This is a genomic window from Prosthecobacter sp. (assembly GCF_044232965.1).
Lineage (GTDB): Bacteria > Verrucomicrobiota > Verrucomicrobiia > Verrucomicrobiales > Verrucomicrobiaceae > Prosthecobacter.
In genome coordinates, this window is record NZ_JBIIKX010000004.1 from 28,471 (window position 1) to 52,478 (window position 24,008).

General features: G+C 59.1%; 23 protein-coding genes. 13 read left to right on the forward strand and 10 right to left on the reverse strand.

Features of this window, described 5'->3' with window-relative positions; genetic code table 11:
* Positions 1–44 precede the first annotated feature (44 nt).
* From tnpA to ACILSI_RS02825, 5 genes are all read right to left on the reverse strand, one after another.
* Positions 45–491 carry an IS200/IS605 family transposase gene (gene tnpA, locus ACILSI_RS02805; protein WP_395720318.1) on the reverse strand — a complete coding sequence of 149 codons (447 nt, stop codon included), beginning with the start codon at positions 489–491 and terminating at the stop codon, positions 45–47.
* Between the two features lie 308 nt (positions 492–799).
* Positions 800–1,339 (reverse strand): DUF4240 domain-containing protein, encoded by a 540-nt coding sequence (locus ACILSI_RS02810; protein WP_395720319.1) that lies wholly within the window; start codon positions 1,337–1,339, stop codon positions 800–802.
* 23 nt (positions 1,340–1,362) lie between these two features.
* Complete coding sequence (locus ACILSI_RS02815; protein ID WP_395720320.1) at positions 1,363–3,003, reverse strand: fumarate hydratase; 1,641 nt, start codon at positions 3,001–3,003, stop codon at positions 1,363–1,365.
* 34 nt (positions 3,004–3,037) lie between these two features.
* Positions 3,038–3,421: a molybdenum cofactor biosynthesis protein MoaE gene (locus ACILSI_RS02820; protein WP_395720321.1), complete on the reverse strand. Its 384-nt coding sequence runs from the start codon at positions 3,419–3,421 to the stop codon at positions 3,038–3,040.
* Positions 3,422–3,430: 9 nt separating this feature from the next.
* The gene (locus ACILSI_RS02825) at positions 3,431–5,038 is read right to left on the reverse strand and encodes a hypothetical protein (RefSeq protein WP_395720322.1); all 1,608 of its coding nucleotides are present in this window, start codon (positions 5,036–5,038) and stop codon (positions 3,431–3,433) included.
* A gap of 157 nt (positions 5,039–5,195) precedes the next feature.
* Between ACILSI_RS02825 and ACILSI_RS02830 the strand changes: the two genes are divergently transcribed.
* Genes ACILSI_RS02830 through ACILSI_RS02845 form a run of 4 tightly spaced genes read left to right on the forward strand, consistent with a single transcriptional unit; the run spans position 5,196 to position 11,097 of the window.
* Entirely contained in the window at positions 5,196–10,256 is a 5,061-nt protein-coding gene (locus ACILSI_RS02830) for a PVC-type heme-binding CxxCH protein (RefSeq protein ID WP_395720323.1), read from the forward strand.
* 3 nt (positions 10,257–10,259) lie between these two features.
* Positions 10,260–10,592: a DUF6883 domain-containing protein gene (locus ACILSI_RS02835; protein ID WP_395720324.1), complete on the forward strand. Its 333-nt coding sequence runs from the start codon at positions 10,260–10,262 to the stop codon at positions 10,590–10,592.
* A 17-nt stretch (positions 10,593–10,609) separates the two neighbouring features.
* Positions 10,610–10,831, forward strand: coding sequence for a DUF4926 domain-containing protein (locus ACILSI_RS02840; RefSeq protein ID WP_395720325.1), 222 nt, complete (start codon positions 10,610–10,612; stop codon positions 10,829–10,831).
* Positions 10,832–10,842: 11 nt separating this feature from the next.
* The gene (locus tag ACILSI_RS02845; protein WP_395720326.1) at positions 10,843–11,097 is read left to right on the forward strand and encodes a hypothetical protein; all 255 of its coding nucleotides are present in this window, start codon (positions 10,843–10,845) and stop codon (positions 11,095–11,097) included.
* Here the strand turns inward: ACILSI_RS02845 and ACILSI_RS02850 are convergent, their stop codons facing one another.
* The 3 genes from ACILSI_RS02850 to ACILSI_RS02860 form a co-directional block, all read right to left on the reverse strand.
* Positions 11,098–12,579, reverse strand: coding sequence for a PLP-dependent transferase (locus tag ACILSI_RS02850; RefSeq protein ID WP_395720327.1), 1,482 nt, complete (start codon positions 12,577–12,579; stop codon positions 11,098–11,100). It lies immediately after the preceding gene.
* Between the two features lie 110 nt (positions 12,580–12,689).
* Positions 12,690–13,274, reverse strand: coding sequence for a hypothetical protein (locus ACILSI_RS02855; RefSeq protein ID WP_395720328.1), 585 nt, complete (start codon positions 13,272–13,274; stop codon positions 12,690–12,692).
* A gap of 9 nt (positions 13,275–13,283) precedes the next feature.
* On the reverse strand, positions 13,284–14,465 hold the full coding sequence (locus tag ACILSI_RS02860; RefSeq protein WP_395720329.1) for a trans-sulfuration enzyme family protein: 1,182 nt from the start codon (positions 14,463–14,465) through the stop codon (positions 13,284–13,286).
* A gap of 76 nt (positions 14,466–14,541) precedes the next feature.
* On the opposite strand from ACILSI_RS02860, the gene pyrH reads away from it, so the two are divergent.
* The 4 genes from pyrH to ACILSI_RS02880 all read left to right on the forward strand — a co-directional run bounded on the left by pyrH (position 14,542) and on the right by ACILSI_RS02880 (position 19,320).
* Complete coding sequence (pyrH, locus tag ACILSI_RS02865; RefSeq protein WP_395720330.1) at positions 14,542–15,279, forward strand: UMP kinase; 738 nt, start codon at positions 14,542–14,544, stop codon at positions 15,277–15,279.
* Positions 15,280–15,303: 24 nt separating this feature from the next.
* The gene (gene frr / locus ACILSI_RS02870; RefSeq protein ID WP_395720331.1) at positions 15,304–15,870 is read left to right on the forward strand and encodes a ribosome recycling factor; all 567 of its coding nucleotides are present in this window, start codon (positions 15,304–15,306) and stop codon (positions 15,868–15,870) included.
* A 104-nt stretch (positions 15,871–15,974) separates the two neighbouring features.
* Positions 15,975–16,652, forward strand: coding sequence for a UDP-N-acetylglucosamine diphosphorylase (locus ACILSI_RS02875; protein WP_395720332.1), 678 nt, complete (start codon positions 15,975–15,977; stop codon positions 16,650–16,652).
* A 52-nt stretch (positions 16,653–16,704) separates the two neighbouring features.
* Entirely contained in the window at positions 16,705–19,320 is a 2,616-nt protein-coding gene (locus ACILSI_RS02880) for a DUF6600 domain-containing protein (RefSeq protein ID WP_395720333.1), read from the forward strand.
* 10 nt (positions 19,321–19,330) lie between these two features.
* On the opposite strand, the gene ACILSI_RS02885 is transcribed toward ACILSI_RS02880, so the two are convergent.
* Complete coding sequence (locus ACILSI_RS02885; protein WP_395720334.1) at positions 19,331–20,509, reverse strand: enolase C-terminal domain-like protein; 1,179 nt, start codon at positions 20,507–20,509, stop codon at positions 19,331–19,333.
* Positions 20,510–20,527: 18 nt separating this feature from the next.
* Here ACILSI_RS02885 and ACILSI_RS02890 point away from each other — a divergent pair, with 18 nt between their 5' ends.
* The 5 genes from ACILSI_RS02890 to ACILSI_RS02910 all read left to right on the forward strand — a co-directional run bounded on the left by ACILSI_RS02890 (position 20,528) and on the right by ACILSI_RS02910 (position 23,186).
* Entirely contained in the window at positions 20,528–20,902 is a 375-nt protein-coding gene (locus ACILSI_RS02890) for a hypothetical protein (protein ID WP_395720335.1), read from the forward strand.
* A gap of 100 nt (positions 20,903–21,002) precedes the next feature.
* Positions 21,003–21,317, forward strand: coding sequence for a PIN domain-containing protein (locus ACILSI_RS02895; RefSeq protein WP_395720451.1), 315 nt, complete (start codon positions 21,003–21,005; stop codon positions 21,315–21,317).
* A 165-nt stretch (positions 21,318–21,482) separates the two neighbouring features.
* Complete coding sequence (locus ACILSI_RS02900; RefSeq protein WP_395720336.1) at positions 21,483–21,980, forward strand: hypothetical protein; 498 nt, start codon at positions 21,483–21,485, stop codon at positions 21,978–21,980.
* Between the two features lie 109 nt (positions 21,981–22,089).
* On the forward strand, positions 22,090–22,683 hold the full coding sequence (locus ACILSI_RS02905; RefSeq protein WP_395720337.1) for a hypothetical protein: 594 nt from the start codon (positions 22,090–22,092) through the stop codon (positions 22,681–22,683).
* 113 nt (positions 22,684–22,796) lie between these two features.
* Positions 22,797–23,186 carry a hypothetical protein gene (locus ACILSI_RS02910; protein ID WP_395720338.1) on the forward strand — a complete coding sequence of 130 codons (390 nt, stop codon included), beginning with the start codon at positions 22,797–22,799 and terminating at the stop codon, positions 23,184–23,186.
* Between the two features lie 159 nt (positions 23,187–23,345).
* Here the strand turns inward: ACILSI_RS02910 and ACILSI_RS02915 are convergent, their stop codons facing one another.
* Positions 23,346–23,867: a hypothetical protein gene (locus ACILSI_RS02915; RefSeq protein WP_395720339.1), complete on the reverse strand. Its 522-nt coding sequence runs from the start codon at positions 23,865–23,867 to the stop codon at positions 23,346–23,348.
* Positions 23,868–24,008: the final 141 nt, after the last annotated feature.

Genomic DNA, 24,008 nt, shown 5'->3' on the forward strand with positions numbered 1-24,008 from the left:
CCACCCAAACGCCCCGCGCCCTGAAAGGGCGCAAGAAGCCCGCCCTACCACAAAAACCTCTCCTCATACGCCACCATGCCGCGTTTCAGCATCGCCACGTATTCCTCCTGAAACGTTTTCACGCGATGATGCTCCTCCTGGTTCAGCACATACGCCCGCACGGCGTCCAGATCCGGCGCGGCGAATGTGAACGCCCCATAACCCTCCTGCCACGCAAAGCCCGCCAGCCGCAGTTCCTCGTGAATCCAGCGGGAGGACTCGCTCTTCACCTCCCGCATCACGTCCGCGAGGCAATGCGACGCCCGCAGACCGGCCGCGATGTGGATGTGATCGCCCGTCCCACCCACAGAATGCGCCACGCCGTCCAAGTTTCGGAGGATGCCGCCGATGTATTCGTGAACGCGTTGCCGATGCGTCGGCGAGAGCCAGGGTTCCCGGTTTTTCGTGCTGAACACGAGATGGTAGTGCAACGAGAGATGCGTCGAAGCCATGCAGGATCGTTTCAGATCGAAAACCACGACGCAACGATGAAATCGGCCCCACATCGGAAATTCAGCCCCGTGCCGGAGGCACGAGAGAAATTAGCCGGTGGTGCAACCACCGGACAACGCCGACGAACCACGAACCGCGCCCTGGAAGGGCGCGAGAAGGGCACGCGACGTCTGGCGGGCAAAATCGCCGGTGAACAATCCCACGTCTCTCGCGCCCCTGCCGGGGCACAGGCCATGTGGTGCGGCCCGGTTCCGGTGGTTTCACCAGCGGCTAATCTCTTTCGAGCCTCCGGCTCGGGGATACCCTCCTAAGCAAACGCTGATTCGCCAAATCGTGCATAAAGGCGAGGAAGCATGTTTTGGGCAGTTTGACGGTTCGGATGCCCATCTAGCCGTGGCCATAGATCACCAGGACGGTTGTCCGGCGGCAGATACTCATTCAGCAAATCAGTTCCGGCTTTTACACGACTTTGTTCATCAAAGACTTTGAATGGAAGGTGCCAAAAATGCCCTTCGTGGGGCGTCCACAGTGCCGGGACTTCAATCACACGGTCTGGATCAGCTACGAGGGTCTCAAACAATTCGTTTGGAATGACGGAGAGGTTATCTGTGAAATCCAAGAAGCCATCATTCCCTAGCGCCCCATCCCAAACCATGAACGCCGCATTGATCAGCAAAGGAGTGAACGCAAGCCGACGTCGCTTGGTTTGGATGACGTTGAAATCAACAAGGTCGGCGAGCGGCAGGACCATCAGTTTTCGATGAAGAACTTGCTCGTGCATGTCCCAATCGCCCTGCGACTCCGACCATGCGACTTGCAGCAATTCATGAAGGTCTGTCTCATTCATGGCCGAAATTAAAAGGCACTGCCTTAATGCTTCACCGAGCACCCGGGCCCGACGCTTTGGAAGAAGTCATTCCCCTTGTCGTCGATGAGGATGAAGGCCGGGAAATCTTCGACCTCGATCTTCCAGATGGCTTCCATGCCGAGTTCGGGGAACTCGACGACTTCGACCTTCTTGATGTTTTCCTTGGCGAGGATGGCGGCGGGGCCGCCGATGCTGCCGAGGTAGAAGCCGCCGTGCTTTTTGCAGGCATCCGTGACCTGCTGGCCGCGGTTTCCTTTGGCGATCATGATCATGCTGCCGCCGTGGCTTTGGAAGAGATCGACGTAGCTGTCCATGCGGCCGGCGGTGGTGGGGCCGAAGCTGCCGCTGGGCATGCCGGCGGGCGTTTTGGCGGGGCCGGCGTAATAGACGGGGTGATTCTTGAAGTAGTCCGGCAACGGCTTGCCGGCATCGAGCATCTCTTTCAGCTTCGCATGCGCGATGTCGCGGGCGACGATGATGGGGCCGTTGATGAGCAGGCGCGTGGTGGTGGGATACTTGCTGAGCTCGGCGCGGATCTCGACCATGGGGCGGTTCGTGTCGATGCGCACGGCGTTGGTGTCTTTGCGATGGCGCAGCTCCTCGGGGATGTATTGCAGCGGGTTCGTCTCGAGCTTCTCAATGAAGACGCCGTCACGGGTGATCTTGCCCTTCGCCTGGCGGTCGGCAGAGCAGGAAACGCCGATGCCGATGGGCAATGACGCGCCGTGGCGCGGCAGGCGGATGATGCGCACATCGAGCGCGAAGTATTTCCCGCCAAACTGCGCACCGATGCCGCACTCGCGGGCGGCCTGGAGCATCTGCGCCTCGAGCTCGACATCGCGGAAGGCGCGACCGTGCTCGTTGCCGGTGGTGGGCAGGCCGTCGTAATACTTCGTGGAGGCGAGTTTGACGTGTTTCATCGTCGATTCGGCCGAGGTGCCGCCGATGACGAAGGTGAGGTGGTAAGGCGGGCACGCGGCGGTGCCGAGCGTGACCATTTTGTCGGTCAAAAACTTTACGATGCTCTTCGGATTGAGCACGGCGCGGGTTTCCTGATACAGGAAGGCCTTGTTGGCCGAGCCGCCGCCTTTGGCGATGAAGAGGAATTTATACGCGTCGCCATCGGTGGCATACAAATCGAGCTGCGCGGGCAGGTTGGTGCCGGTGTTCTTCTCGTCGAACATGTTCAGCGCGGCGTTTTGCGAGTAGCGCAGGTTGTTCTCCGTGTAGGCGAGATAGACGCCCTTCGAGAGCGCGGCCTCGTCACCGCCGCCGGTCCAGACCTGCTGGCCTTTTTTGCCCATGATGATGGAGGTGCCGGTGTCTTGGCAGAACGGCAGCAGGCCCGCAGAAGCCACGTCGGCGTTTTTGAGCATCGTGAGGGCGACCATGCGGTCGTTCTCGCTCGCTTCTTTGTCATCGAGGATGGCGGCGACCTGCTTCAGGTGCTTCGGGCGGAGGAAGAAATTGATGTCATGAAACGCCTGGTTCGCGAGCAGCGTGAGCGCCTCGGGATCGACGACGAGCATCTCCTTATCGCCCAGTTTTTCGATGCGGACGTGATCCTTCGTCAGCAGGCGGTATTCGGTGTCCTCGGTGCCGAGTTCGAGGAGTTCTTGGTAGTGGAAGGCGGGGGTTGGCATGGTGTGAGAAGAGTTTGAAATAGGTTACGAAACATCAAAGCGCAAAGACCGGCTTCTTCCAGATTGGCACGCAGGTCTTGATCTCCTTCAAATACCAGCGGCACAGGTCGAAGGATTCCGCGCTGTGCTTCGTGCGCACCTTGATGATGATGCTCGGTTGCTCGGCGGCGACGAAGCCGAGGCGATGCTGGATAAAGACGCGATGCGGGCCGTGCTCGCGTTCACCACGCTCGACGAGTTCGCGCAGCATTTTCTCCGCCATGAGCAGGTAGGCGCTGTAGTCGATGCCGGAGATCGCTTTCCCATCTTCCATGCCACGCACCACGCCGAGAAACTGCGCCTCGGCGCCCTCGCCGGACTTAAAGACCGTCGTGGCGGGCTGGATGGGTTCTTCGTTCAGGATGAAGACAGGTGGCATGCGGGCAGTTTACTTTTTGAAACGTGAGACGTGTTTACCTCCTGCATCATCCGTGTCGAAGCGACCACACACTTTGCCGGATTCCGGGTCAAAGATAACCGTAGACCAATCAGAACCATCAAACACGACCCAATGTGTTTTGGGATGATAAGCCACCCAAAGAGCTGATCCAAGCCCTTCGACCACAGGTTGATACTCCCCTTTGGCACTGAGCCAGCCAACGGATTTTGTGCAACAGACCAAGAACCGGTCACCACCAACATCCATAATCCATCTTGGATCATCCATGCCTTTGAGGTCGAGGTTCCAAACAAAATCTCCTCGACGGTCAATACATGCGAGCTTGTTATAGCCAAGTAACAACATCAGCCCTGGCTTTGAGCTGGATGTGATAAAGCGCCAATCTGCCATCGATTGGGATACGGGGGACTGCCAGAGGAGCGAACCATCCGCCCCAAATTCTTCCGCCATCGATGAACCCGATAGCAGCCATAACCCTCCATGCCACGCGGAGGCGGGGGTGCTGCCCAAAGAAAAAACACGCATTTGGATGTTACCTTCTCGCGTCGCCAAAGCTCCGGTGTTGTTGCTTATGCCGCCCCAAATGAGCCCGCTGCAAAATGGCTGTCCTGCATCAATCCACACATCTTCTTCAGCCTTGGTTTGCTTGGCGGCTGTATCCAACCAAACCAAATCAATACGCCCACCAGAATGTTTCCTGACGACAGGACACGCGAGCGGTTCTGGCAAGCTCTCCCAGCTTGAAATTGTGCCCCTCCATTTACCCTTTTCCAGCATCGGGATGAGCTGCTCCGGCGGCGTTCCCCAGTCCAAACTGCCACCAATGCCTGATCGGAGCAGCATGGTGGATAGCGCCTGAATGGTCGGATCATAATGGCCGATGCTCTGCCGGAAGATGCTGGCCGCCAAAGCCGCATCCGCCGTGGCAAAGAATCGAGCAAGCCACAAACGAGTTCTCAGATAATCTTTGTCATAGTGGATGTGGCTGGACCGCTTCCACAGCCGTAAGGCCCATTTTTCAGCCATCGGTGGCGGCAGATCACCCAAGAGTGGGGCCAGCATTTCAGGTCTTGCCCAGGCAAGCTCGGCGTCTGTCGCCTTCTCAGGTTCAATTCTGCCCATCAACTCAAGCACACTGGCCAAAGCCTTCCACTTTGCCCATTCACACTCCTCTGCCACGGCATACATTGCCAGTTCACCGATCGACATCGCGCTGCCGGTTTTCCCGAGTTTGCGCAATACTGCATCCACGACCCTTCTTTTGTCATGAAGCCTTTGTAGTTTGAGTTCTGTAGTGGCCTTTCTCCAATAGGCCGAGACGTCCTCCCTCGTGCGATCTGCTTTCCAGAGATATTCATGTTCGATCTGGCTCACTTCCAAGTGCGAAACATCGGGAAGCCAGCTTTTTGCCAGAATCCAGTTTGCTGCCACATAGTTGAGAAGCTCTCTCTCGGTTGCTCGGTATAGCGAGCTTGCGGCAAGAACCTCATCCACCGATGGCGGTGGTGGTGGGTCTGGGATTATGTAGGTGGTGGCCCAACTCCAAGTGTTGAAGACGAGGCTGAACGCCAAAACCTGTGAACGTATGGTCATCATGTTTGGCATCCTCTAATGCTTTTGTGAAGTTTCAAGGAACGTCGGCGCTGCAGTGCTCGTGTTACACAAGTGAGTGTTCAGACGGATCGAATGGCCGATGGCGCATAAAACTTGTCCGCCACGGGCCAAATCTGTTAGCGTTGGTTTTTGCCCAGCCATGAAAACGGTCCTTTTCGCCCTCCTCGCGGCCTCAAGCCTGCACGCCGCCACGCAGATCACCTGGAAGCGCCAGCAGCTCCACGGTGACTTTTATTCCGAAGGTGCCGCGATCGGCGACATCAATGGCGACGGCAAACCGGACGTCGTCGCCGGGCCGTTTTGGTGGGAGGGGCCGGCTTTTGAAAAGAAGCACGCCTACTACGAGCCGAAGATCTTCAGCATCAATGGCTACTCGGACAACTTCTTCGCCTACGTCCACGATTTCGATGCCGACAAGAAGAACGACATCCTCATCCTCGGCTTTCCCGGCAAGGAAGCGCGGCTTTACCTGAATCCCGGCACGCACGACCACAAACCGTGGCCGATGCACCTCGTCGCCGACGTGGTGGACAACGAGTCGCCCGTCTTCACTGACATCACCGGCGACGGTAAACCGGAGATCGTGTGCAGCACCGGGGGCAAATTCGGCTGGTTCGCCCCGAACTGGGCCAAGCCGACCGAGAAATGGCCCTTCGTCGCCGTCACGGATGATTTGAAGGTCGCGAAATTCACCCACGGTCTCGGCGTCGGCGATGTGAATGGCGATGGAAAGCTCGACCTCCTCGAAGCGCGGCGCTGGTGGGAGAATCCAACCAAGAACGAAGAACTAGGAACCAAGAACTTCACCCAGCACAACTTCGCCGCCGGTGTCGGCGGTGGGGCGCAGATGTTCGCGTATGACTTCGATGGTAACGGCGCGAACGACGTCTTCACCGCTCTCGCCGCGCATCGCTATGGCGTGGCGGTGTATTTGCAGAATAAAGTGGTGCAGGCCTCTGGCCTGCCTGACGCAGCCGGGACGGCTGCACCACACTGGAACCGCGTCATGCTCGCCAGCGAGCAGCCGCAGGACAACGACTACGGCATCGTCTTCTCCCAGCCGCACGCCGCGCACCTCGCCGACATCGACGGCGATGGCGTGCAGGACATCGTCACCGGCAAGCGCTACTGGGCGCACAACGGCCACGACCCCGACGAGCGTGGCCACCGCGTGATCTATTGGTATCAAACGAAGCGCGACGGCAAAGGCGGCGTCGATTTCGTCCCGCACCTCGTCGATGCCGAAAGCGGAGTCGGTGTCGATGTGCAGGTCGGTGATGTGAATGGCGACAAGCTGCCCGACATCGTCGTCGGCAACAAAGCGGGCGTCTTCATCCTCACGCAGGAGCGGAAGGACACCACCGCCGACCTCACGCCAAAGAAGCTCTATGGCCCCGCGCTCAAACCGCAGGCCGAATACGCCAAAGGAAGCGTGGCTGCAGAAACGATGATCGAACTCAAGGTGTTGTCCGAATCAGAGTTTGAACTCAAAGGCAACCGCCATTCGAGAGACGAGCTGTTCAGGCGCATTCAAGCAGCCGCATCGATGATGCCAGATGTTGTAGTGAATCTAAGTCCAGACTCTCCAGCCTCCACAGAGACGCTCAAACGCATTCAGAATGACTTGGTGAGCGATACTGGAGTTCGCTGGGTTACCAACAAGCCCAAATCGCTCGACCTGATGCAACTACCCGGCGGCTTCAAAGCCGAGCTGATCGCCGCGGAGCCGGACCTCGTGCAGCCGATGGCCTTCACCTTCGATGAACGCGGGCGCATCTGGGTCGTGGAAGGAAATAGCTACCCGCAGCCTCGCGAAGTCGGGAAAGGCCAGGACCGCATCAAGATCCTCGAAGACCAGGACGGCGACGGCACCTTCGAGACGAAAAAGGTGTTTTGTGAGGGGCTCAATTTGGTGAGCGGCATTGAGCTGGGGTTTGGTGGAGTGTGGGTCGGTGCCGCGCCGTATTTGATGTTCATTCCGCGGGATGGGGATAAGCCGATGGCCTTGGTCAAGGAGTCAAAGGGTCAAGAGGTCAAGGATGCCTCGAAGCCAGCCTTGACCCCTAACTTGACCAACTTGACTGCCTTGACCCAAGTCCCCGGCCTCAACTTCACCGCCTACGCTCTCCTCGACGGCTGGGGCACCCAGGACACTCACGAAACCCTCAACTCCTTCATCTGGGGCCCGGACGGCTGGCTGTATGGCTGCCATGGCGTCTTCACGCACAGTCGCGTCGGCAAGCCGGGCACGCCGGATGACCAGCGCGAGCCCATCAATGCCGGCGTATGGCGCTATCATCCCGTGCGGCATGAGTTCGAGGTCTTCGCGCATGGCACCAGCAACCCGTGGGGGCTCGATTACGACCAGCATGGCGAGTGGTTCGTCACCGCGTGCGTCATTCCGCATCTCTACCACATCGTCCCCGGCGGTCGATACCACCGACAGGCCGGGCAGCACTTCAACGCGCACACTTACGAAGACATCAAGACCATCGCCGACCACGCGCACTACGCCGGCAATCCGCGCCCCGATGTCACCTTCGACAAAACGACCGGCGCAGGCGTGATGAACAACGACACCAACGCGCTCGGTGGCGGACACGCGCACTGCGGCCTCGCCATCTACCAGAGCAGCCTCTTCCCGCCGACGTATCGCAACCAGCTCCTCTTCGGCAACCTCCACGGCCATCGCCTCGTCGCGAACTACACCGACCCGCACGCTAGCACCTACATCGGCAAACACGCCGCCGACTTTCTCCGTGCGAACGACATGCACTTCATCCCCGTCACGCAACGCGTCGGCCCCGACGGTGCCCTCTACGTCAGCGACTGGAGCGACCAGCAAATCTGCCACCGCGGCAGCGGAGCCGTGGAGCACTGGGATCGCAGCAATGGGCGGCTTTACCGCATCAGCTACGACGGCTGGAAGCCGTGGAAAGGCGATCTCGCGAAGGAAAGCGATGAAGCGCTCGCGAAACTCGCCGTGCAGACCGAGAACGAGTGGGAATCGCGGATGGCGAGAAGGGTGCTGATGGAGCACCAATACAGAGGCGACACATTGAAAAAAATCTCTGTTCTGGCAGATGACCCAGCCAATAAAGTTGGTCAAAGGCTTCGTGCGCTATGGACGATTGCGGTAACGGGCTTTTACTCTCCAAATGCTGTCTTCAAACGCAACGGCGATAAACTCATCCCGGATGCCACTTCTACAGCTTTGGACCTTGGTGGTGAACCTGACGAACGCTTGCGAGTTTGGCAAATTCGCCTCGCTGGTTCACTTCGAGATTTCACGGACAATTCTCCCGGCCAACGTGAGTTTGTAGAGGGGATGGCTATCCAGCTTTCCAAGGAATCCTCTCCAATCGTCAGGTCACAGGCAGCATCATTCCTCCAGCGTCTTCCCATCGACCAGCGCAAAGACCTCGCCACCGCGCTCCTCAAGCACGGCGAAGACAAGGACGATCCGATGATCCCGTTGCTCATCTGGTATGGCATCGAGCCGGTGGTGGCGGCGGACCCGGCGGTGGGGATGCAGCTCGCGAAGGTGTCGAAGATGCCGAAGGTCACCGGATTCATCTATCGTCGCCTCTCGTCGGATGACGCGGGACGCACGAGCCTGCTCAAACTGGCCGCCGAGACACCGGATGCCGTTTTGAAGCTCGATTTGCTGAATGCGTTGGTCCAGGCCTCACGAAATGGTCACCAGATCACGAAACCGGATGGCTGGAGCGAGCTGCGCCAGAAAGTGGCTTCGGCTTTAGCCGAACCCTATCCAGATGCGGCTAAAGCCGCAGCCACTTTGCTCGAACTCGAAGCCTCCATGGGCATCGAAACGGCTCTCGCGACCTATCGCGACCTTCTCGCCTCCGCGAGCGCTCGGACCAGCGAACGCGAAAACGCGCTCAACGTGCTCCTGCAGGCCAAAGACGCCTCCACGGCCAAAACCCTGCTCCAACTCATCCAAAACGACGCACCGGCCTCGCTGCGTCGAAAGGCGATTCAGGCGCTCGCCTCGCTCAAAGATGCCGAAACGCCGAAAATCCTCGGCGCGGCCCTTCCGAAGCTCTCCGCGAACGAATTGCCGGATGCGGTGAACACGCTCGCCTCGACCAAGGAAGGCGCGAAAGCACTGCTGAAGGCCGTCGAGGCCAAAACCGTGCCCGCGACGGCCCTTTCGCCGTTTTTGGTGCGCCAGCTCACCGCCTTCGATGACGCGGAGATCAACGCCCTCATCAAATCCGCCTGGGGCGATGTGAACGCGCCCAAAGCCGACCTCGCCGAGCGCACGAAAAAGTATCGCGACCTCCTCACGCCCGCCAAACTGGCCAAGGGCGACCTCGCGAAGGGCAAGATGCTCTACACCGCCACCTGCGGCCAATGCCACAAACTCTTCGGCGAAGGCCAAAACGTCGGCCCCGACATCACCGGCAGCAATCGCGCGGACTTGAACTACCTACTCGAAAACGTGCTCGATCCGAACGCGGTGATCGGCAAGGCCTACCAGCTCAATCTCTTCACCATGAAAGACGGCCGCGTCATGAGCGGCGTCATCAAAGAAGAAAACCCCGCCGCCGTGAAGATCGCCATGATGGGCGGCGTCGAGTTCACGCTGCCGCAGGCGGACATCGCGAAGCGCGAAGTCTCCAAGCTCAGCACGATGCCGGAAGGGCTGTTTGATGCCTTGCAGCCCGAAATGGTGGTGGATCTCGTGAAGTATCTGCAAAGCGGTGCCACGCCCGGCGGCGTGAAAGGCCCCGCGATCAGCGTCGAAGGCGCCCTCGAAGGCGAAACCCTCAAAGTCCTCGAAATCACCGGCGGCAAAACCGGCAAGCAAGGCATGGGCGGCTTCGGCAGCGACTGGAGCGGCGGCGCGCAGCTTTGGTGGACCGGCGGCAAGCCCGATCAAAAACTCACGCTCGCCATTCCGGTCAAAGAAGCCGGCAAATACACGCTCTACGGCGCTCTCACCATGGCCCGCGACTACGGCGTGGTGAGCATCACGCTCGATGGAAAGCCCGTGGCCTCGTCCTTTGATGGCTACAACTCTCCGAAAGTCATCCACACCGGCGAAAAGGAATGGGGCACGCATGAACTCAACGCCGGCGAGCACAAACTCATCTTCACCCTCGCTCCGTCGAATCCGGCGGCGGCACCGGGGAACATGGTGGGCTTGGATTATGTGAGGCTGGAGAAGAAGTGAATCATGAATTTGCCTGGTGCCCAGCATGCGATCGTCGAGATCGAAAAGCTGAGCGATTACTCGTTCAGCCCGGATCATCCGGTAGGAAAACACAAGGCGAGAGTTTTTGAGTCATCATTGGGATTGCGCCGGGAGCATGCGGTGGAAATTCAAAACCGCCTGCTCGACGCGGCGCAGACGTATGACTGCATCGCCACCAAAAACACCGCACACGGGCAGCATTACGAGATGGACTTCATGCTCACACGTGAAGGCAGATCTGCGATGGTGCGCGCCGTCTGGATCATTCGCCATGGTGAAAAATCACCTCGTTTGGTGACTTTCCATGTGATATAAGTTCTGACGTTGTCCTTATGGAAACACGCCCCATTCATCAGCTCGATTCCGTGGCACTGCTTCATGCGGTGCCCGAGGAACACCTCGCCGCAGGACAGGTCGGTGCAGTGGTGGAGGTCTATTCCCCGGATGAATTTGAGGTCGAGTTTGTCGATCTTCACGGCAAAACGCTGGGGCTACGCACCTGCCGCCGGAACGAACTGCTTCTGTTGCAGCACGAGGCGCTCGCTGCGGCGTGAGGAACTGAGGCATGCGCGATCTCCATTCCACCAGGGCCATGTGGCTCAAGGGCTGGCTGTTTCTGCTCATCGGTCTGCTGTCCGCCGCGATCCTGCTGGTAGAGAACTGGAGCTGGCGCACGGCGCTGCTGCTGGCGCTGTGCGTGTGGGGCTTCTGCCGCGCCTACTACTTTGCGTTCTATGTGATCGAGCGCTGGGTGGACCCGAAGTTCAAGTTCAGCGGGCTGGGAAACTTTTTGCTCTTTCTGTGGCGATCACGGAAGTGATCAAACCAACGCCAGCGCCTCATCAAACCGTGCGATCAGCTCCTGCGTGTCTTCTAAACCGGCGGACACGCGAATGAGCCAGCGGCTGACGCCGACGCTTTCGACCCAGTCGAGTTCCTCATAGTGGGCGAGCAGCGTGTAGGGGCACACGAGCGTGAAGTTGGTGCCGAGGCTGGGGCCTTTGCACACGCGCAAAGCGTCGTAGAACTTCGCGCTTGTCTGTGCGGGATCTTTGAGCGTGAAGGAGAACAGGCAGCCGTGTCCGCCATTCTCGCGGCGGATGAATTCGTAGCCACGTCCGCCTTCCGTTGCGGCATGCCACACGCGATCCACCTTCGGATGCGAGCGCAGGTGATAGGCGAGCGCCTTCGCGTTGCGGCTCATCGTGGTGGCGCGTTGCACGAAGTCGCGGCTGTTGAGTTCGAGCGCCACGGCATCACCGCGCCAGAGTTCGTGATCGGCGTGCGCGGTCAAAAACGCGGAGAAGGCCTCGTGATGCGGCGATTGACGATTCAATACAACGCTGCCAGCCAGGACATCGCCAGCGCCTGAAAAACTCTTCGTCAGGCTCGTGGTGACGACATCGGCGACACGATGCGCATCAACATGCGCGACGGTGGAGATGGTGTCATCGACGACGATGGGCACGCCCGGTTGTGATTCGGTGCGAATCGCAAGCAAGCGCTCGAAATCGACGCAGCGGAGCAGGGGATTGCTCGGCGCTTCGCAGAACAGGCCCGCCAGCGGCTCGTTTTGCAGCAGCGTGCGCAGATCGTCATACTCGCTGTCTTTGATGAGCGGCAGGAAGTGTGCGCCGCTGCCGAAGAATTGCTGTAGCTTCAGCACATCGACATAGGGGAAGTCGAGCTGGGCGGTTTTGCGGCCCGGAGACAGATGCGTGAGCATGCGGTGCACTGCAAAATTCGCCGCCATGCCGGAAGGAAACAGAAACACGTCCTCGGGTTGTTGTCCGGCGAGTTGGGCGATGCGTTCGCGGATGATGCGGTTCGCAGCCTTGCCTTCTTCGGCAGTCGCATCGCTTTGGTGTTCTCCCAAAGCATCGCAAGCCTGCCGTGTGCTCACGCATTCGCCGCAGAAGCGCCAGAACTTGCGTGCCTTCACATAACTGTCCGCAGGAAACACCGCGACGCCGAGTTGATGCGCTGTCCATTCGACCACGCGGCCGGTTTCGATGAATTTCACGCAGCGCTTCGCATGTACGACACGCGGAAACACGAGGCAGCGCTCGCCTGCGGCGGCGAATTCCTTTTCAGCCGCTTCAAACAGCCGTGTGATGGCTGGCGGGCAGCAGAAGCGCGGGTAGCCGGATTTGAACTTTGAAACGATCTCTTGATCGCCTTCCTCATAGCCGATCACATGCTTCCACAGCGGCAGGCACACGGACACGCCGAGGTCGTGGTCAGGGATCGCCTTGCCGAGGTCTTCGGCGTTGCAGAGAGGGTGGGTAAACAGGTCGGTCATTGGGGGGCGCGGCACTTTTCTTCATGCACGGGCGGGAGGCAATGGGAATGAAGATGAGCAAGTGTGGAAGCTGTTGAAGGGGTTCTCCTTCGCAGCTCTCTGCAGCATGGCTACGATCTCATACCCGTGGCCGCGTCCCGCTGCTGGTTCTTGTTTGCCAGTTTTTTCCGCCGGTTAAAGTCGGCCAGCTCGTTGCGGTAGCGCTTCAGGGCCATTTTTTCGTCCATCACGAAGTACTCTGGCATGACCCTCCGCATGCGATATTCCACATGGGGTAGTGTCAGAACCTTTGCCATTTGCTCCTCGGAAGGCAGCGCAGCACGCTCTTCATCGAGATCTTTCTTGTTCGACTCGTCCCCATAGGTCCAAAAGCTGACAAGATGGCCTTTGCTTGCTTCCACCATCTCGAGCAATTCATCGATGGCCTCCTGTATGTCCGTCTCTTCCAGCGCGGCTTTTTTCAGTATGACATCATGGTATTTGTAAAAAGTGGCCGCCATATTTAGCAAATGGCTGCGCAGGGAGGAGGACTCATCAGAACCCCAACCTCCTGGTTCTGTGATGAAGAAAAAGTCATAGAACCACTCCCAAGAGTAATCGAATTCGACCCCATCGCACTCCCAGATTGCGGCACCGCCAATCTTGTCGAAGTGAGTTCCGGAGAACTCCTGATCCATGAAGTAAAACTTGGCCATGGCTAAAAGTCACTTCTTCGCCAAGGCCCGGTCAATATCCTCCCACAGATCCTCAACGTGCTCGATGCCGACAGAGAAGCGCACGAGGCCGTCGGTAACGCCGGCAGCTTCGCGGGTTTCTTTGGGAATCGAGGCGTGGGTCATGCTGGCGGGGTGAGCGACGAGGCTTTCGATGCCGCCGAGGCTTTCGGCCTGGGTGAACAAGCGCAGGCGGCGGATGAAGGCGAGGGTGTCGCCGTAGCTGAGGCCAAAATCAGCCAGCAGCATGCCGCCGCCGGCCTTCATCTGCTTTTTGGCGAGCTTGTACTGCGGATGGCTCGGCAGGAAGGGGTAGTTCACGCTGCGGACGCTTTTTCGGCCTTTACGGCCCTTGCGTTCCTCCAGCCGTTTCGCGAGCTCGAGGGCGTTGGCGCAGTGACGCTCCATGCGCACGGCCTCGGTCTTCGCGCCGCGGGAGATGAGCCAGGCGTCGAAGGGGCTGGGCTGCAAACCGATGGCCTTCTGCGCGAAGATCATTTTTTCCTGCCACTCGTCGGAATTGGAGCAAACCGCGCCGCCGAGGCTGTCGCTGTGGCCGTTGGTGTATTTCGTCGTGCTGAGCAGGGAGAGATCGGCACCGAGATCGAGCGGCTGCTGGAGCAGGCTGGAGGCAAAGGTGTTGTCCACGGCGACGACACTGCCGACGCTGTGGGCGGCGGCGCTGAGGGCCTTGATGTCGAGGATTTTCAGCAGCGGATTGGTGGGTGACTCCAGCCAGACCAGCGCGGGCTTGAGCTGCGCGATGAGGCCATAGTTCGCGGAGTTGGCGAAGTTGGCGTATTTGATGGTGACGCCGAAGCGACGCAGCACCTTTTCAAAGATGCGGTAGGTGCAGCCGTAGATCTGCTGCTCGGAGAGGATCACATCCCCCGCTTTGAGCGAAAACAGGATGGCGGAGATGGCGCTGAGGCCGCTGGCGAAGACGGTGCAGTATTTCGCGTTTTCCAGGCTGGCGAGCGTGCATTGCAGGTTGCGGAAGTTCGGATTGCCGGAGCGGGTGTAGTCAAAACCGGTCGGATTGCCGGTTTCAAACGTGGAGGTCATGTAGATCGGCGGGATGACCGCGCCGGTCTCGCTGCGGTAGTCCTGGCCGACGTGGATGGCGCGTGTTTCAAAGCGTGCGTCGGCGGGAAGGGTTGGGTCTTCTTTCATGCGCGATGAATGCCGCAGCAGATTTGGCTTTGCAAGGCCGCTGCGCTCATGCTTTATGGTTCAACTCTGCTCTTTCATGCCTGACTCCACCGCTCCTCGAAAATTCCGTCGTGTTCTTCTCAAACTCAGCGGTGAAGCGCTGAGACAGCCGGGCAGTACGGACAACATCTCCCCGCCCATCGTCGAGGACATGGCGGCGCAGATCAAAGCGGCGCATCAGACCGGCCTCGAAATCGCCCTCGTCGTGGGCGGCGGCAACTTCTGGCGCGGCGTGACGGCCAGCAACAAGGGCATGGAGCGTGCCACGGCGGATTACATGGGCATGCTGGCCACGGTGATGAACTCGCTGGCCTTGCAAAGCATGCTGGAGGCCATGGATGTGCCGACCCGCGTGCAAAGCGCGATCAAGATGGACAACGTGGCCGAGCCCTTCGTGCGCCGCAAAGCCATGCGCCACCTGGAACTGGGCCGTGTAGTGATCTTCGCCGCCGGCACGGGCAATCCATTCTTTTCCACCGACACCACCGCCGCGCTGCGCGCCAGCGAGATCAATGCCGAGATCGTGCTCAAAGCGACCAAAGTCGATGGCATTTACGATTCTGATCCCGCCAAGAACCCGAACGCGGTGAAGTTTGACCGCATCAGCTTCCACGAGTGCCTCACACGCCAGCTCAAGGTGATGGACTCCACCGCCTTCTCCCTCTGCATGGAAAACAACATGCCCATCGGCGTTTTCAGCATGAACGAGCCGGACAACATCCGCCGCGCGCTCGTCGGCGAGCACCTGGGCACGCTGGTGGATGCCAAAGGCTGAGCGAAATCCCAACCTGACACTGATATGGACCCTGAATTGACGATGATGGAGGCCGACGAGGCCATGACGAAGGCGGTCGAGCACGCCATTCACGAATTTGCCACCGTGCGCACGGGCAAGGCCAACCCCACGCTGGTCGAAAACATGGACGTGCATGTGATGAGCTACGGCAGCCACATGAAGCTGAAGCAGCTCGCCATGATCACCACGCCGGACGCGCGTCTGATCCGCATCGAGCCCTTTGATTCCTCCACGCTCCAAGACATCGACCGCGCGATCCGTGAGTCGCGTCTCGGCCTGAACGGCAGCATTGAGGGCAAAGTCATCCGCCTGCCGATTCCGTCCCTCTCCACCGAACGCCGCGAGCAGATGGTGAAGATGTGCAAAACCCTCGGCGAAGAAGCCCGCGTGCGCGTGCGCTCCGCCCGTCGTGATGCGCTCGAAGCCATCAAGAAGGGTGAGAAGGACGGCAGCATCACCGAAGATGACCTCCACCGCATGGAGAAGGAAATCCAGACCATGACGGACAAGAAGATTGCCGAGATCGACCAGCATGTGGCCTCGAAGGAAAAGGAGATCATGACGGTGTAGACCGATGCGGTTTCAAGTCTCAAGTTTGAGGTTTCAAGTTCATCGCAGCTCGAACACGATCCCACGCTTGAAACTTTGAACCTAAAACTTGAAACATCTGTACAGTGTTCCCCGCCCGCGACTACCTCGATCTCACCCACACGAAGCATGGCATCCTGTTCCCGGATGACTCGCCGGTGTGGGCTGCGCTGACGCGTATCGAGTCCTACCTCGAGTTCAGGCTGCAGCGCGAGATTCGCACGCAGGTGCCGCCGGGAGCGTTCATCGGTGAGGATGTGTTCATAGATGAGGGGACCACGCTGGAGCCTGGCGTGGTGATCAAAGGCCCGGCGTGGATCGGGCGGAACTGCCAGCTCCGCGCCGGCTGCTACATCCGCGAAAATGTCATCATCGGTGATGGCTGCGTGCTCGGAAATTCGTGTGAGTTCAAAAACTGCGTCATCTTCGACGGCTGCGAGGTGCCGCATTACAACTACGTGGGCGACTCCATCCTCGGCCACAAGGCGCATCTGGCCGCTGGCGTGATCCTTTCCAATGTGCGACTGGACCGCCTCGAAGTCACCGTCAAGACCGACACCGACATCCTGCCCACCGGCCTGCGGAAATTCGGCGCGATCATCGGTGATTACGCGGAGATCGGCTGCAACAGCGTCATCAGCCCCGGCAGCATCATCGGCCGCCGCAGCATCCTGTATCCGCTGAGCCACTTCAGCGGCGTCCTCGGGGCCGATTTGATGCTCAAAACGAGGCAGACGCAGCAGGTGGTGAAGCGGAAGAAGTAGGAGCCGGGGTGAATACATCTTCCTGGGCGGCGTCAGACTGGACTCCACGCCCATGAATGCCCGCTTCCGCTCCCTTTTCGCTGTCACCGCGTTTCTTCCCCTGGCCAGTTGTGAAAAGCCGGTGCCGCCCGCCGTCAGCGCGGCCCCAGAGGCCGCGCCCTACAACGCCGCCACCGAAAGCCAGCTTGCCGAGGCCCGCGATGCCTTGCAGCGGCAGGCATTGGAGATCGAGACGAAGACCGCTTTGATGGACAAGCAGCTCGCCGACATGGAGCAGGCGCTCAAAGATCGTGAGAATGCCGAGCTGCGTGGCTCTTTGGAGGCTTTGAAGCAGCAGAACGAAGCCCTCCGCGCTCAAGCAGACACGGCGCGGCAGCAGAGCAATGCCGTCACGCAGCGCATCGCCAACACCACGCCTCGTCTGAATGTGACGCCGCAAGTTTCGGCCCCGCGTGATCACTCGCTCTTTTATGAGCAGCTCACCCCCTATGGCCGCTGGATGGATGTGAGCGGTTACGGCTACTGCTGGCGGCCCACCCTCACCACGGCGCGCTGGCGGCCGTATGTGGATGGCTGCTGGGTGTGGTCGTCCATGGGCTGGACCTGGCAGTCCAACGAGCCCTTTGGCTGGGCCACCTATCACTATGGCCGCTGGGTGAATCTCTCGCGCCACGGCTGGGTCTGGGTGCCCGGCAGCGAATGGGCGCCTGCCTGGGTCTCCTGGCGTCAGAGCCGCGATCACGTCGGCTGGGCGCCGCTTCCACCGGATCGTGGCTCCATCAGCGGTGTTTATCGCGACTGCGACACGCAGTACAACCTCGGACCGTCCAGCTACACCTTCATCACCACGAATCATTTCGTGCAGCCGAGCTACACCACCTACTGCGCCCCCGTGACGCAAAACACGACGATTTTCCAGAGCAGCGTGAACGTCACCCAGATCGTCCGCTGCGACGACCAGCCCCGCCGCGGCATGTTCCAGCACCACGGCGGCCCGCCGCGTGCCCAGATGGAACGGGATTGCGCGCGTCCCGTGCCCCAGATCCAGGTGCAGTCAGTTGCGGCAAGCGAAATTCCGAGGACACACCCAGGGCATCGCCACCCTGAGGCATTGGCACAGCCGGTCATGGTTGAACTCCCGCTGCTGAGGGCCGGTGCGCCTGCCATGCGGCCTGAAATGGCCGAGCGCATCGAGAAACCGAGGCGTGTGGATGCCTTTGAAGGCGTCCCCCAGCGCGTCGCGACCGAGATTCGTGAGACCATCGCAGCAGAAAAGCTCACTGCCGCCGTGCAGCAGCCGGTGACTGTGATCGAAACAACAGTGCCGCCCATCGTCGCCCCGCCCGTGGAAACACCTGCCACTGTGGTCAATGCGCCAGTAATCGAGTCAGCCTCTCCGGAAACGGTGCGTCCTGCCATGGCGATTGAGGACAAGCCGATGACCCAGCCTGCGGCACCCATCGCAGCCACACAAACCAGCGTCATAGCCGAGCAACCCGCCACACCAGCAGTTGCGGATCAGCCAGCCGCCACAGCCCCAGCGACTCCTCCCGTGGTCACAGCGGCAGAGCCAGAAAAAACGCCTCCAACCACCGTGGTGATGCCTGCGGAACCTGTGGTTCCAGCTCCAACCGTCGTCGTTGAAGCCACACCTCCCGCCGTCCAGCCCGTTCCGGTTGTTTCCGTCGAAATTCCCACCTCCCAGCCACCCGTGGTGCAAACCATGCCCGCCGCTCCCGCTGTGACGGAAACGCCAGTTCCGCAACAGAACGAAACACCCGCCCAGCAGCCTGCCGCCGCCGAAAAAATGGCTGTGGTGCAAGCTGCGGAGGCAGAAGCCGAAAAAGCACGCATGCAGGCCGACGCTGCCGCCATGCAGCAGCGCCAGCAGGAGGAACTCGCCGCCCAACAAAAAGCAGCGGCGGAGAAAATGACGACCGAACAAGCGCAGATCGCCGCCGAGACTGAACGCACCCGCCAGCAGGCCGAAGCGACTGCCATGCAACAGCGTCAGCAGGAGGAGCTTGCCGCCCAACAACGTGCCATGTCGGAAAAAGCGACGGCTGATCAAGCCCTGGCCGCTGCTGAGGCCGAACGCGTTCGCCAACAAGCCGAAGCGACTGCCATGCAGCAGCGCCAGCAGGAGGAGCTTGCCGCGCAGCAACGCGCCATGGCCGAAAATAGGGCCGCAGAGCAGGCCCAGGCCACCGCGATGCAACGTCAGCAAGAAGAAGCCGCTCGCCGCGCCCAGGAAATGGCGCAGCGTGAGGCGGAGGAGCAGGCCCGTCGTCAAGCTGAGGCCGAGATGCGTCGCGCTCAGGAAGAAGCCGAACGTCGTGCGCAAGAAATGGCCCGCCAACAGGCGGAGGAGCAAGCCCGCCGCGCTGCCGAGCAGCAGATGCGCCAGCAGCAGGAGATGGCACAGCGCCAAGCCGAAGAACAGGCCCGTCGTGCCGCTGAGGAGCAGATGCGCCGTGTCCAGGAAGAAGCGCAACGCGCTGCCGCCGAAGCCGCCCAACGCGCCGCCCAAGAGGCAGCCATGCGCGCGCAGGAAGAGGCCCAGCGTGCCGCCGCCGAGGCTGCCCAGCGCGCTGCTGCCGAAGCCGCTCAACGCGCCGCCGAAGAAGCCGCCCGCAACCAGCCACAGCCTCCGCCACCCGGCTCATAACGATTTTGCCTCACCAGTCCGTCACCGCGCCATCCGGGCTGAACTCGCGCAGGACGATCTCCTGCTGGAAGGGATGCTTCTTCACCTCGGCCTCGTTGATGGTGATGCCAAGGCCGGGTTTCGTGTTCGGGCGGACGATGCGGCCTTTGGCTTCAATACTGAAACCTTCCTCGACCACGTCCTGACGCCATGGCACGTCGTTGTGCACGGTTTCGCAGATGATGTAACTCGGCTGCGAGAATCCGAACTCCAGTGATGCCGCAGTGCTCACCGGCCCTTGCGGATTGTGCGGTGCCAAAGCGATGCGATGGGCCTCGGCGAGCGCGGCGATGCGTTTGGCGGCGCTGAGGCCGCCGCAGTGGGTGATGTCGAGCTGGCAGATCTCAACGGCACGCTTCTCGAACATGTCTTTGAAGGCCTCCAGGTTCGTCACACGCTCGCCGCTGGCCACGGGCGTGGTCAGGGCGGCATTGATCTTCGCGAGGCCATCGACCGCCTCCGGCCAGCAGGGCTCTTCGAAGAAGTAGAGGCCGAAATCATCGAGCGCTTTGCCAAACTTCAGCCCCATGGCCGGTGAGGGCCGCGCATGGCAATCGACCATGATGTCGATGTCCGGCCCCACGGCCTCACGCATCGCCGCGACGGCTGCAGCAGCAGCGCGCACGGGTTTCATTCCCTCGATCGGCATCGTGCTCGGCACGGCCATGCTTTTGAAGGCCGTGTAACCATCCGCCACGGCCTGCTGCGCCAGTTCGGCGAAGCGTTTCGCGTTGTCGGCGGGCGTTTGATAAAAATCCTCCATCTTCCCGCCGCCGAGGTGGCAATAAGTCCGCACCCAATCCCGCACCGGACCGCCAAACACCTTCGAGAGCGGCATGTTGGCGACTTTGCCCACGATGTCCCACAGCGCGAGATCGATGCCCGCGATGGCCGTGGCCCGCACGATGCCGTGCCCATGCCAGAAGTGCTGTCGATACATCATCTGCCACAGATACTCCACCCGCGTCGGATCCTCGCCGATAAGCAGGTGCGACATGTCTTCAATCGCCCCCACAATGCTCCGCGTGTGCCACTCCAACGTCGCCTCCCCCCAGCCGATCAGGCCGGGCTGATCCGTGACGACTTTAACAAAGATCCAGTTACGCATCCGGGCATGGCAGACGAGGGTTTCGATGGCGGTGATTTTCATGGGTGTAGAAGGACAGATTTGGAACCGCTGATCAATCCTTTACGCGTTGATCAGGGGCACGGCATGGTTCAAACGGTTGTAACAGTTCGGATTGATCTCAATCCTCGACAACACGAACTCGATCTTGAAAATCATCCGCTGGAAACGAAACTCCGCACCATGGCTGCCACCTTGAACACTCTCCACGCCGATGGACGCATCGTCTTCTCTTTCCCGGAAGAAGCGCTTCCGCACAGCGAGCAGGCCAGCTTCGTCGCTTTTGTCAAAGCCGAGTGGGCAGCGCGCCAGAGCCGCTTCACCCAGCAGGACGCTGACCGGCTCGCCGACGAGGTGGACGCCTCTTGGTGGTCGAACAACAGGCAGCGCATTCTCTCCCAGATCGCTGCGGCATGAGCCCATGCGTCGTCATTGATGCGAACCGCATCTTTTCGGAGCTAATCGCTGCGAATCACCAACTCCGCCGCGCGTTTAACTCGCTGCCGAAGACCCGGTTATTTGCTCGAAATACGTCTTCGTAGAAATCTTCAAACACAAGGAGCGCATCGCCGATGCCAGCGGTCTTTCCGAGCCAGAGCTTCTCTCTCTGCTGCATAGCATTCTCGAGAGAATTGAGTTTATCGACGAGGACAGCATTCGCCTGGGAAGCTGGATCGAAGCATGGCGTCTCTGTCGTGATGTGGACGAGAACGACACCGCCTATGTCGCGCTCGCCCTGGACCAGGACGCAGAGCTTTGGACCGGAGATCGAGTGCTGGAGTCTGGACTGCGCAAAAAAGGCTTCATCCGCTTCTTCGTGTCGCCGCCTTGAAGCTGCGGGAATAAAGTATCAGCCCCCAGCATTCAGATTTGTTTCACTGAAAATGCCAAGCATCTAGCCCTCGTAGCCACCAAAGGAGAATGCCCAGAAGGTGCCGCCAATCAGCTTGCTGAGGCATAATATTGACTTCACCATTCCCAAACCCAATAATCCACTATGAGTCATCAACTGTCTGCCGTAGCTGAGGAGCTTTGCCAAGAAGCGGCGGAGGTATCGTTAGCGTGGTTCGGAGCCATGAATGAACGTGTTGTTGATTTCACACTCCCGGATGGTTACGCTGAACCAGGGGGCGAGGCATCTATAGCAATAGGCGCTTGGTTCATGATGAATGCACTTCAATGTGCCAAGGAGAAAAGCTCGTTAAAACCCGAGGAACAAAAAATCTTCGCGCAGGAAATGAGTGCTCTGCTTTTTGGTTCGGCGGCGCAAGATGGCTGGCAAATGATAGAAGAATGGGCTGGTCTTGAAGCAAGCCAGGCAGTGTTTAACTTTGCCGCGAAAGTAGCTAGACACATCACGGGAGATACGCATCCCCTGGAGGCATCAATGGAAATTGCCAACTGCGTCCCGGTGTTAACTGATGCAAACCTCAAACTAGCCGAGGCAATTTTCGCTAAACACCGACTGAAGCGGAAGAAGTGGGGGATTTTTTGAGAGGAGCACTTAGCCGCACACTTGGAGACTTTCAAAAAGCGCTGGAATTCAAAACACGGACATCCCCTGCTTATTCGCAGAATAGTTTATTCGGAAAAGAACTGAACCAATGACCATTACGCCCCAAGAACCCAGCCTCGTGTTTCATTTTCGTAGGCTCAGCAGCGCCAGACGTGAAGTCACCATTAACGGCTGCCCCTGGCTGGTGCTTGGACCAACCAGCAATGAGCGTGGTATCGACCTTGATGCTGATTGGGGGCCAGAAAGCACCTCTTCAGATCTTATAGCAGCCGAACTCATTGATCGCGTTTTCGAGCCCGATGTTCCAAGCTATGGTCGCATTCGAGGATGGCCTGCAATGAATCGAGATTACAGACAAGCAGTAGCGTTGAGTCTTCTGGCTTCGGAGTCTCGTTCAGAGTTTGTGATCACCAGCGCTCAAATAATAGCACTCGCGCCGTCAGAATACTCGGTTGCTGCACCGTTGGAGCGACCGAAGTGGCCGAGTCCGGGAGAAAAACTACGTTTTAGCGCGGCTGGATCTGCGTCTATCGTCGATCCGCCTGAGTATGCTCGCAAACTTCTGATACTAAGTAACATTTACACTTTAGCCTCAATCGAGTGTGCATCAACCTCCACCAAGGTAACCTTGGCTGAAACGGGTGATGCTGAGTTCAACTATATCTGGTTTGAGCGCCTGTGATCACACCACCAGTCAAAACGATGCCTGATATGACCTTGGAGCCAGTCGGCGGCAAGCCACTAGCTGAATCGGCGCTTGATTTCTCCAGCACCAGACCCTTCTCCTAATCAAAAATGAAGGACTCAAATCAGAGAGCACTTTGGCATGCGCTGTCGGTTCTTGGTGACTGGTTCCATCGGCTTGGCGGAGCCGCAACCTACCCCGGTTTTCATGAATCAGATATTCCGCTATACATCGTCATTGCTCTCTCTGAACACCTCGGCATCCCCCTGTCCATCAATGCTGAAATTGTTGACGATAGATTCAAACAGGCCGCAGCATCAGTTCTGCCGAAAGTGAAAGAACACATCGCGCAAGTCTCTGGAGCACCAGAAGACTGCTTGGCGGCACTGTTCAACTTCGTCGAATACGCGGACCAGAAAGTCAGGGGCTTGCGTGACGCAGACTCAAAGGCTTGGCGTTTAGTTGTTGCCGCCGTCATGGAAAAAATGCCAGCCATTTAGTGCACGGCCCAGCGTGCTTTTGGCCCGCGTGGAAAAACTAGCGAGAATGCCCTGCGTCTTTGCGGCTCTCGCCTGCAAATCGCTTTTGTCCCAGCCGATCTCGGCTTTCGGTGCTGCCATCGCAGGCAGCGTCCGATGTCAATGAGGGGCTCCGATGAACTACTTCTCAGTCTGTTCATCCAATTCGATGAGGAGGTCCGTGAGAAACTTGTCCGCGAGATCTTGCTCAACCACAAACCTGAACCAACTGGTAATCATCATCAGGTGATCCATTCTCTCGATAGATGACTGGCAGCGCAGGCCAAGACTTGAGCTGGCCTTCAATGCTTCATTGACCTCATGCATCCAAGATGATTCATCCTCCAAGCAGCAATAGCATTGATGCCAAAAAGAGATGCGGACAAGGCCGTTCTGGCGCAACAAATGCAGAGACATGCTCGAACAAGGGGGATCGCCGTCATATTGCGGTTCATAAGCGCAAGAGCCGAGCCTCTCTTCTACAAACTGCTTGATTTCATTCCTCATGCTCGGCCCGCTCATGAGCTGGCCCAGATAAACATTGGATGAGCGCAAAGCTACCTTAACGGAGCTTCGCATGGTCCAACCGTTAAAACTGTCATGCTCCAAACCAGTGGGTTCAAAGGATAGGGAGCCTAGATTTTTCAGTTCGAGTGCCGCCATGAGTTTGAGAGTTTCCAGCCGAACGCTCTGGCCGCAACACCTTTTGAGGCGTGTTCGGCTGCGAAACGCTTCCCACCAGCGCCCCGTCTCCGACAGCCTGTGGTCCGGTCACATCATCGCCTCGCCTGCCATCAAAAAAGA

What these genes read in the sequence shown, in the direction of transcription:
- tnpA (WP_395720318.1), bottom strand. Translation starts at nt 491, where the DNA reads ATGGCTTCGACGCATCTCTCGTTGCACTACCATCTCGTGTTCAGCACG.
- ACILSI_RS02810 (WP_395720319.1), bottom strand. Translation starts at nt 1,339, where the DNA reads ATGAATGAGACAGACCTTCATGAATTGCTGCAAGTCGCATGGTCGGAG.
- ACILSI_RS02815 (WP_395720320.1), bottom strand. Translation starts at nt 3,003, where the DNA reads ATGCCAACCCCCGCCTTCCACTACCAAGAACTCCTCGAACTCGGCACC.
- ACILSI_RS02820 (WP_395720321.1), bottom strand. Translation starts at nt 3,421, where the DNA reads ATGCCACCTGTCTTCATCCTGAACGAAGAACCCATCCAGCCCGCCACG.
- ACILSI_RS02825 (WP_395720322.1), bottom strand. Translation starts at nt 5,038, where the DNA reads ATGATGACCATACGTTCACAGGTTTTGGCGTTCAGCCTCGTCTTCAAC.
- ACILSI_RS02830 (WP_395720323.1), top strand. Translation starts at nt 5,196, where the DNA reads ATGAAAACGGTCCTTTTCGCCCTCCTCGCGGCCTCAAGCCTGCACGCC.
- ACILSI_RS02835 (WP_395720324.1), top strand. Translation starts at nt 10,260, where the DNA reads ATGAATTTGCCTGGTGCCCAGCATGCGATCGTCGAGATCGAAAAGCTG.
- ACILSI_RS02840 (WP_395720325.1), top strand. Translation starts at nt 10,610, where the DNA reads ATGGAAACACGCCCCATTCATCAGCTCGATTCCGTGGCACTGCTTCAT.
- ACILSI_RS02845 (WP_395720326.1), top strand. Translation starts at nt 10,843, where the DNA reads ATGCGCGATCTCCATTCCACCAGGGCCATGTGGCTCAAGGGCTGGCTG.
- ACILSI_RS02850 (WP_395720327.1), bottom strand. Translation starts at nt 12,579, where the DNA reads ATGACCGACCTGTTTACCCACCCTCTCTGCAACGCCGAAGACCTCGGC.
- ACILSI_RS02855 (WP_395720328.1), bottom strand. Translation starts at nt 13,274, where the DNA reads ATGGCCAAGTTTTACTTCATGGATCAGGAGTTCTCCGGAACTCACTTC.
- ACILSI_RS02860 (WP_395720329.1), bottom strand. Translation starts at nt 14,465, where the DNA reads ATGAAAGAAGACCCAACCCTTCCCGCCGACGCACGCTTTGAAACACGC.
- pyrH (WP_395720330.1), top strand. Translation starts at nt 14,542, where the DNA reads ATGCCTGACTCCACCGCTCCTCGAAAATTCCGTCGTGTTCTTCTCAAA.
- frr (WP_395720331.1), top strand. Translation starts at nt 15,304, where the DNA reads ATGGACCCTGAATTGACGATGATGGAGGCCGACGAGGCCATGACGAAG.
- ACILSI_RS02880 (WP_395720333.1), top strand. Translation starts at nt 16,705, where the DNA reads ATGAATGCCCGCTTCCGCTCCCTTTTCGCTGTCACCGCGTTTCTTCCC.
- ACILSI_RS02885 (WP_395720334.1), bottom strand. Translation starts at nt 20,509, where the DNA reads ATGAAAATCACCGCCATCGAAACCCTCGTCTGCCATGCCCGGATGCGT.
- ACILSI_RS02900 (WP_395720336.1), top strand. Translation starts at nt 21,483, where the DNA reads ATGAGTCATCAACTGTCTGCCGTAGCTGAGGAGCTTTGCCAAGAAGCG.
- ACILSI_RS02905 (WP_395720337.1), top strand. Translation starts at nt 22,090, where the DNA reads ATGACCATTACGCCCCAAGAACCCAGCCTCGTGTTTCATTTTCGTAGG.
- ACILSI_RS02910 (WP_395720338.1), top strand. Translation starts at nt 22,797, where the DNA reads ATGAAGGACTCAAATCAGAGAGCACTTTGGCATGCGCTGTCGGTTCTT.
- ACILSI_RS02915 (WP_395720339.1), bottom strand. Translation starts at nt 23,867, where the DNA reads ATGGCGGCACTCGAACTGAAAAATCTAGGCTCCCTATCCTTTGAACCC.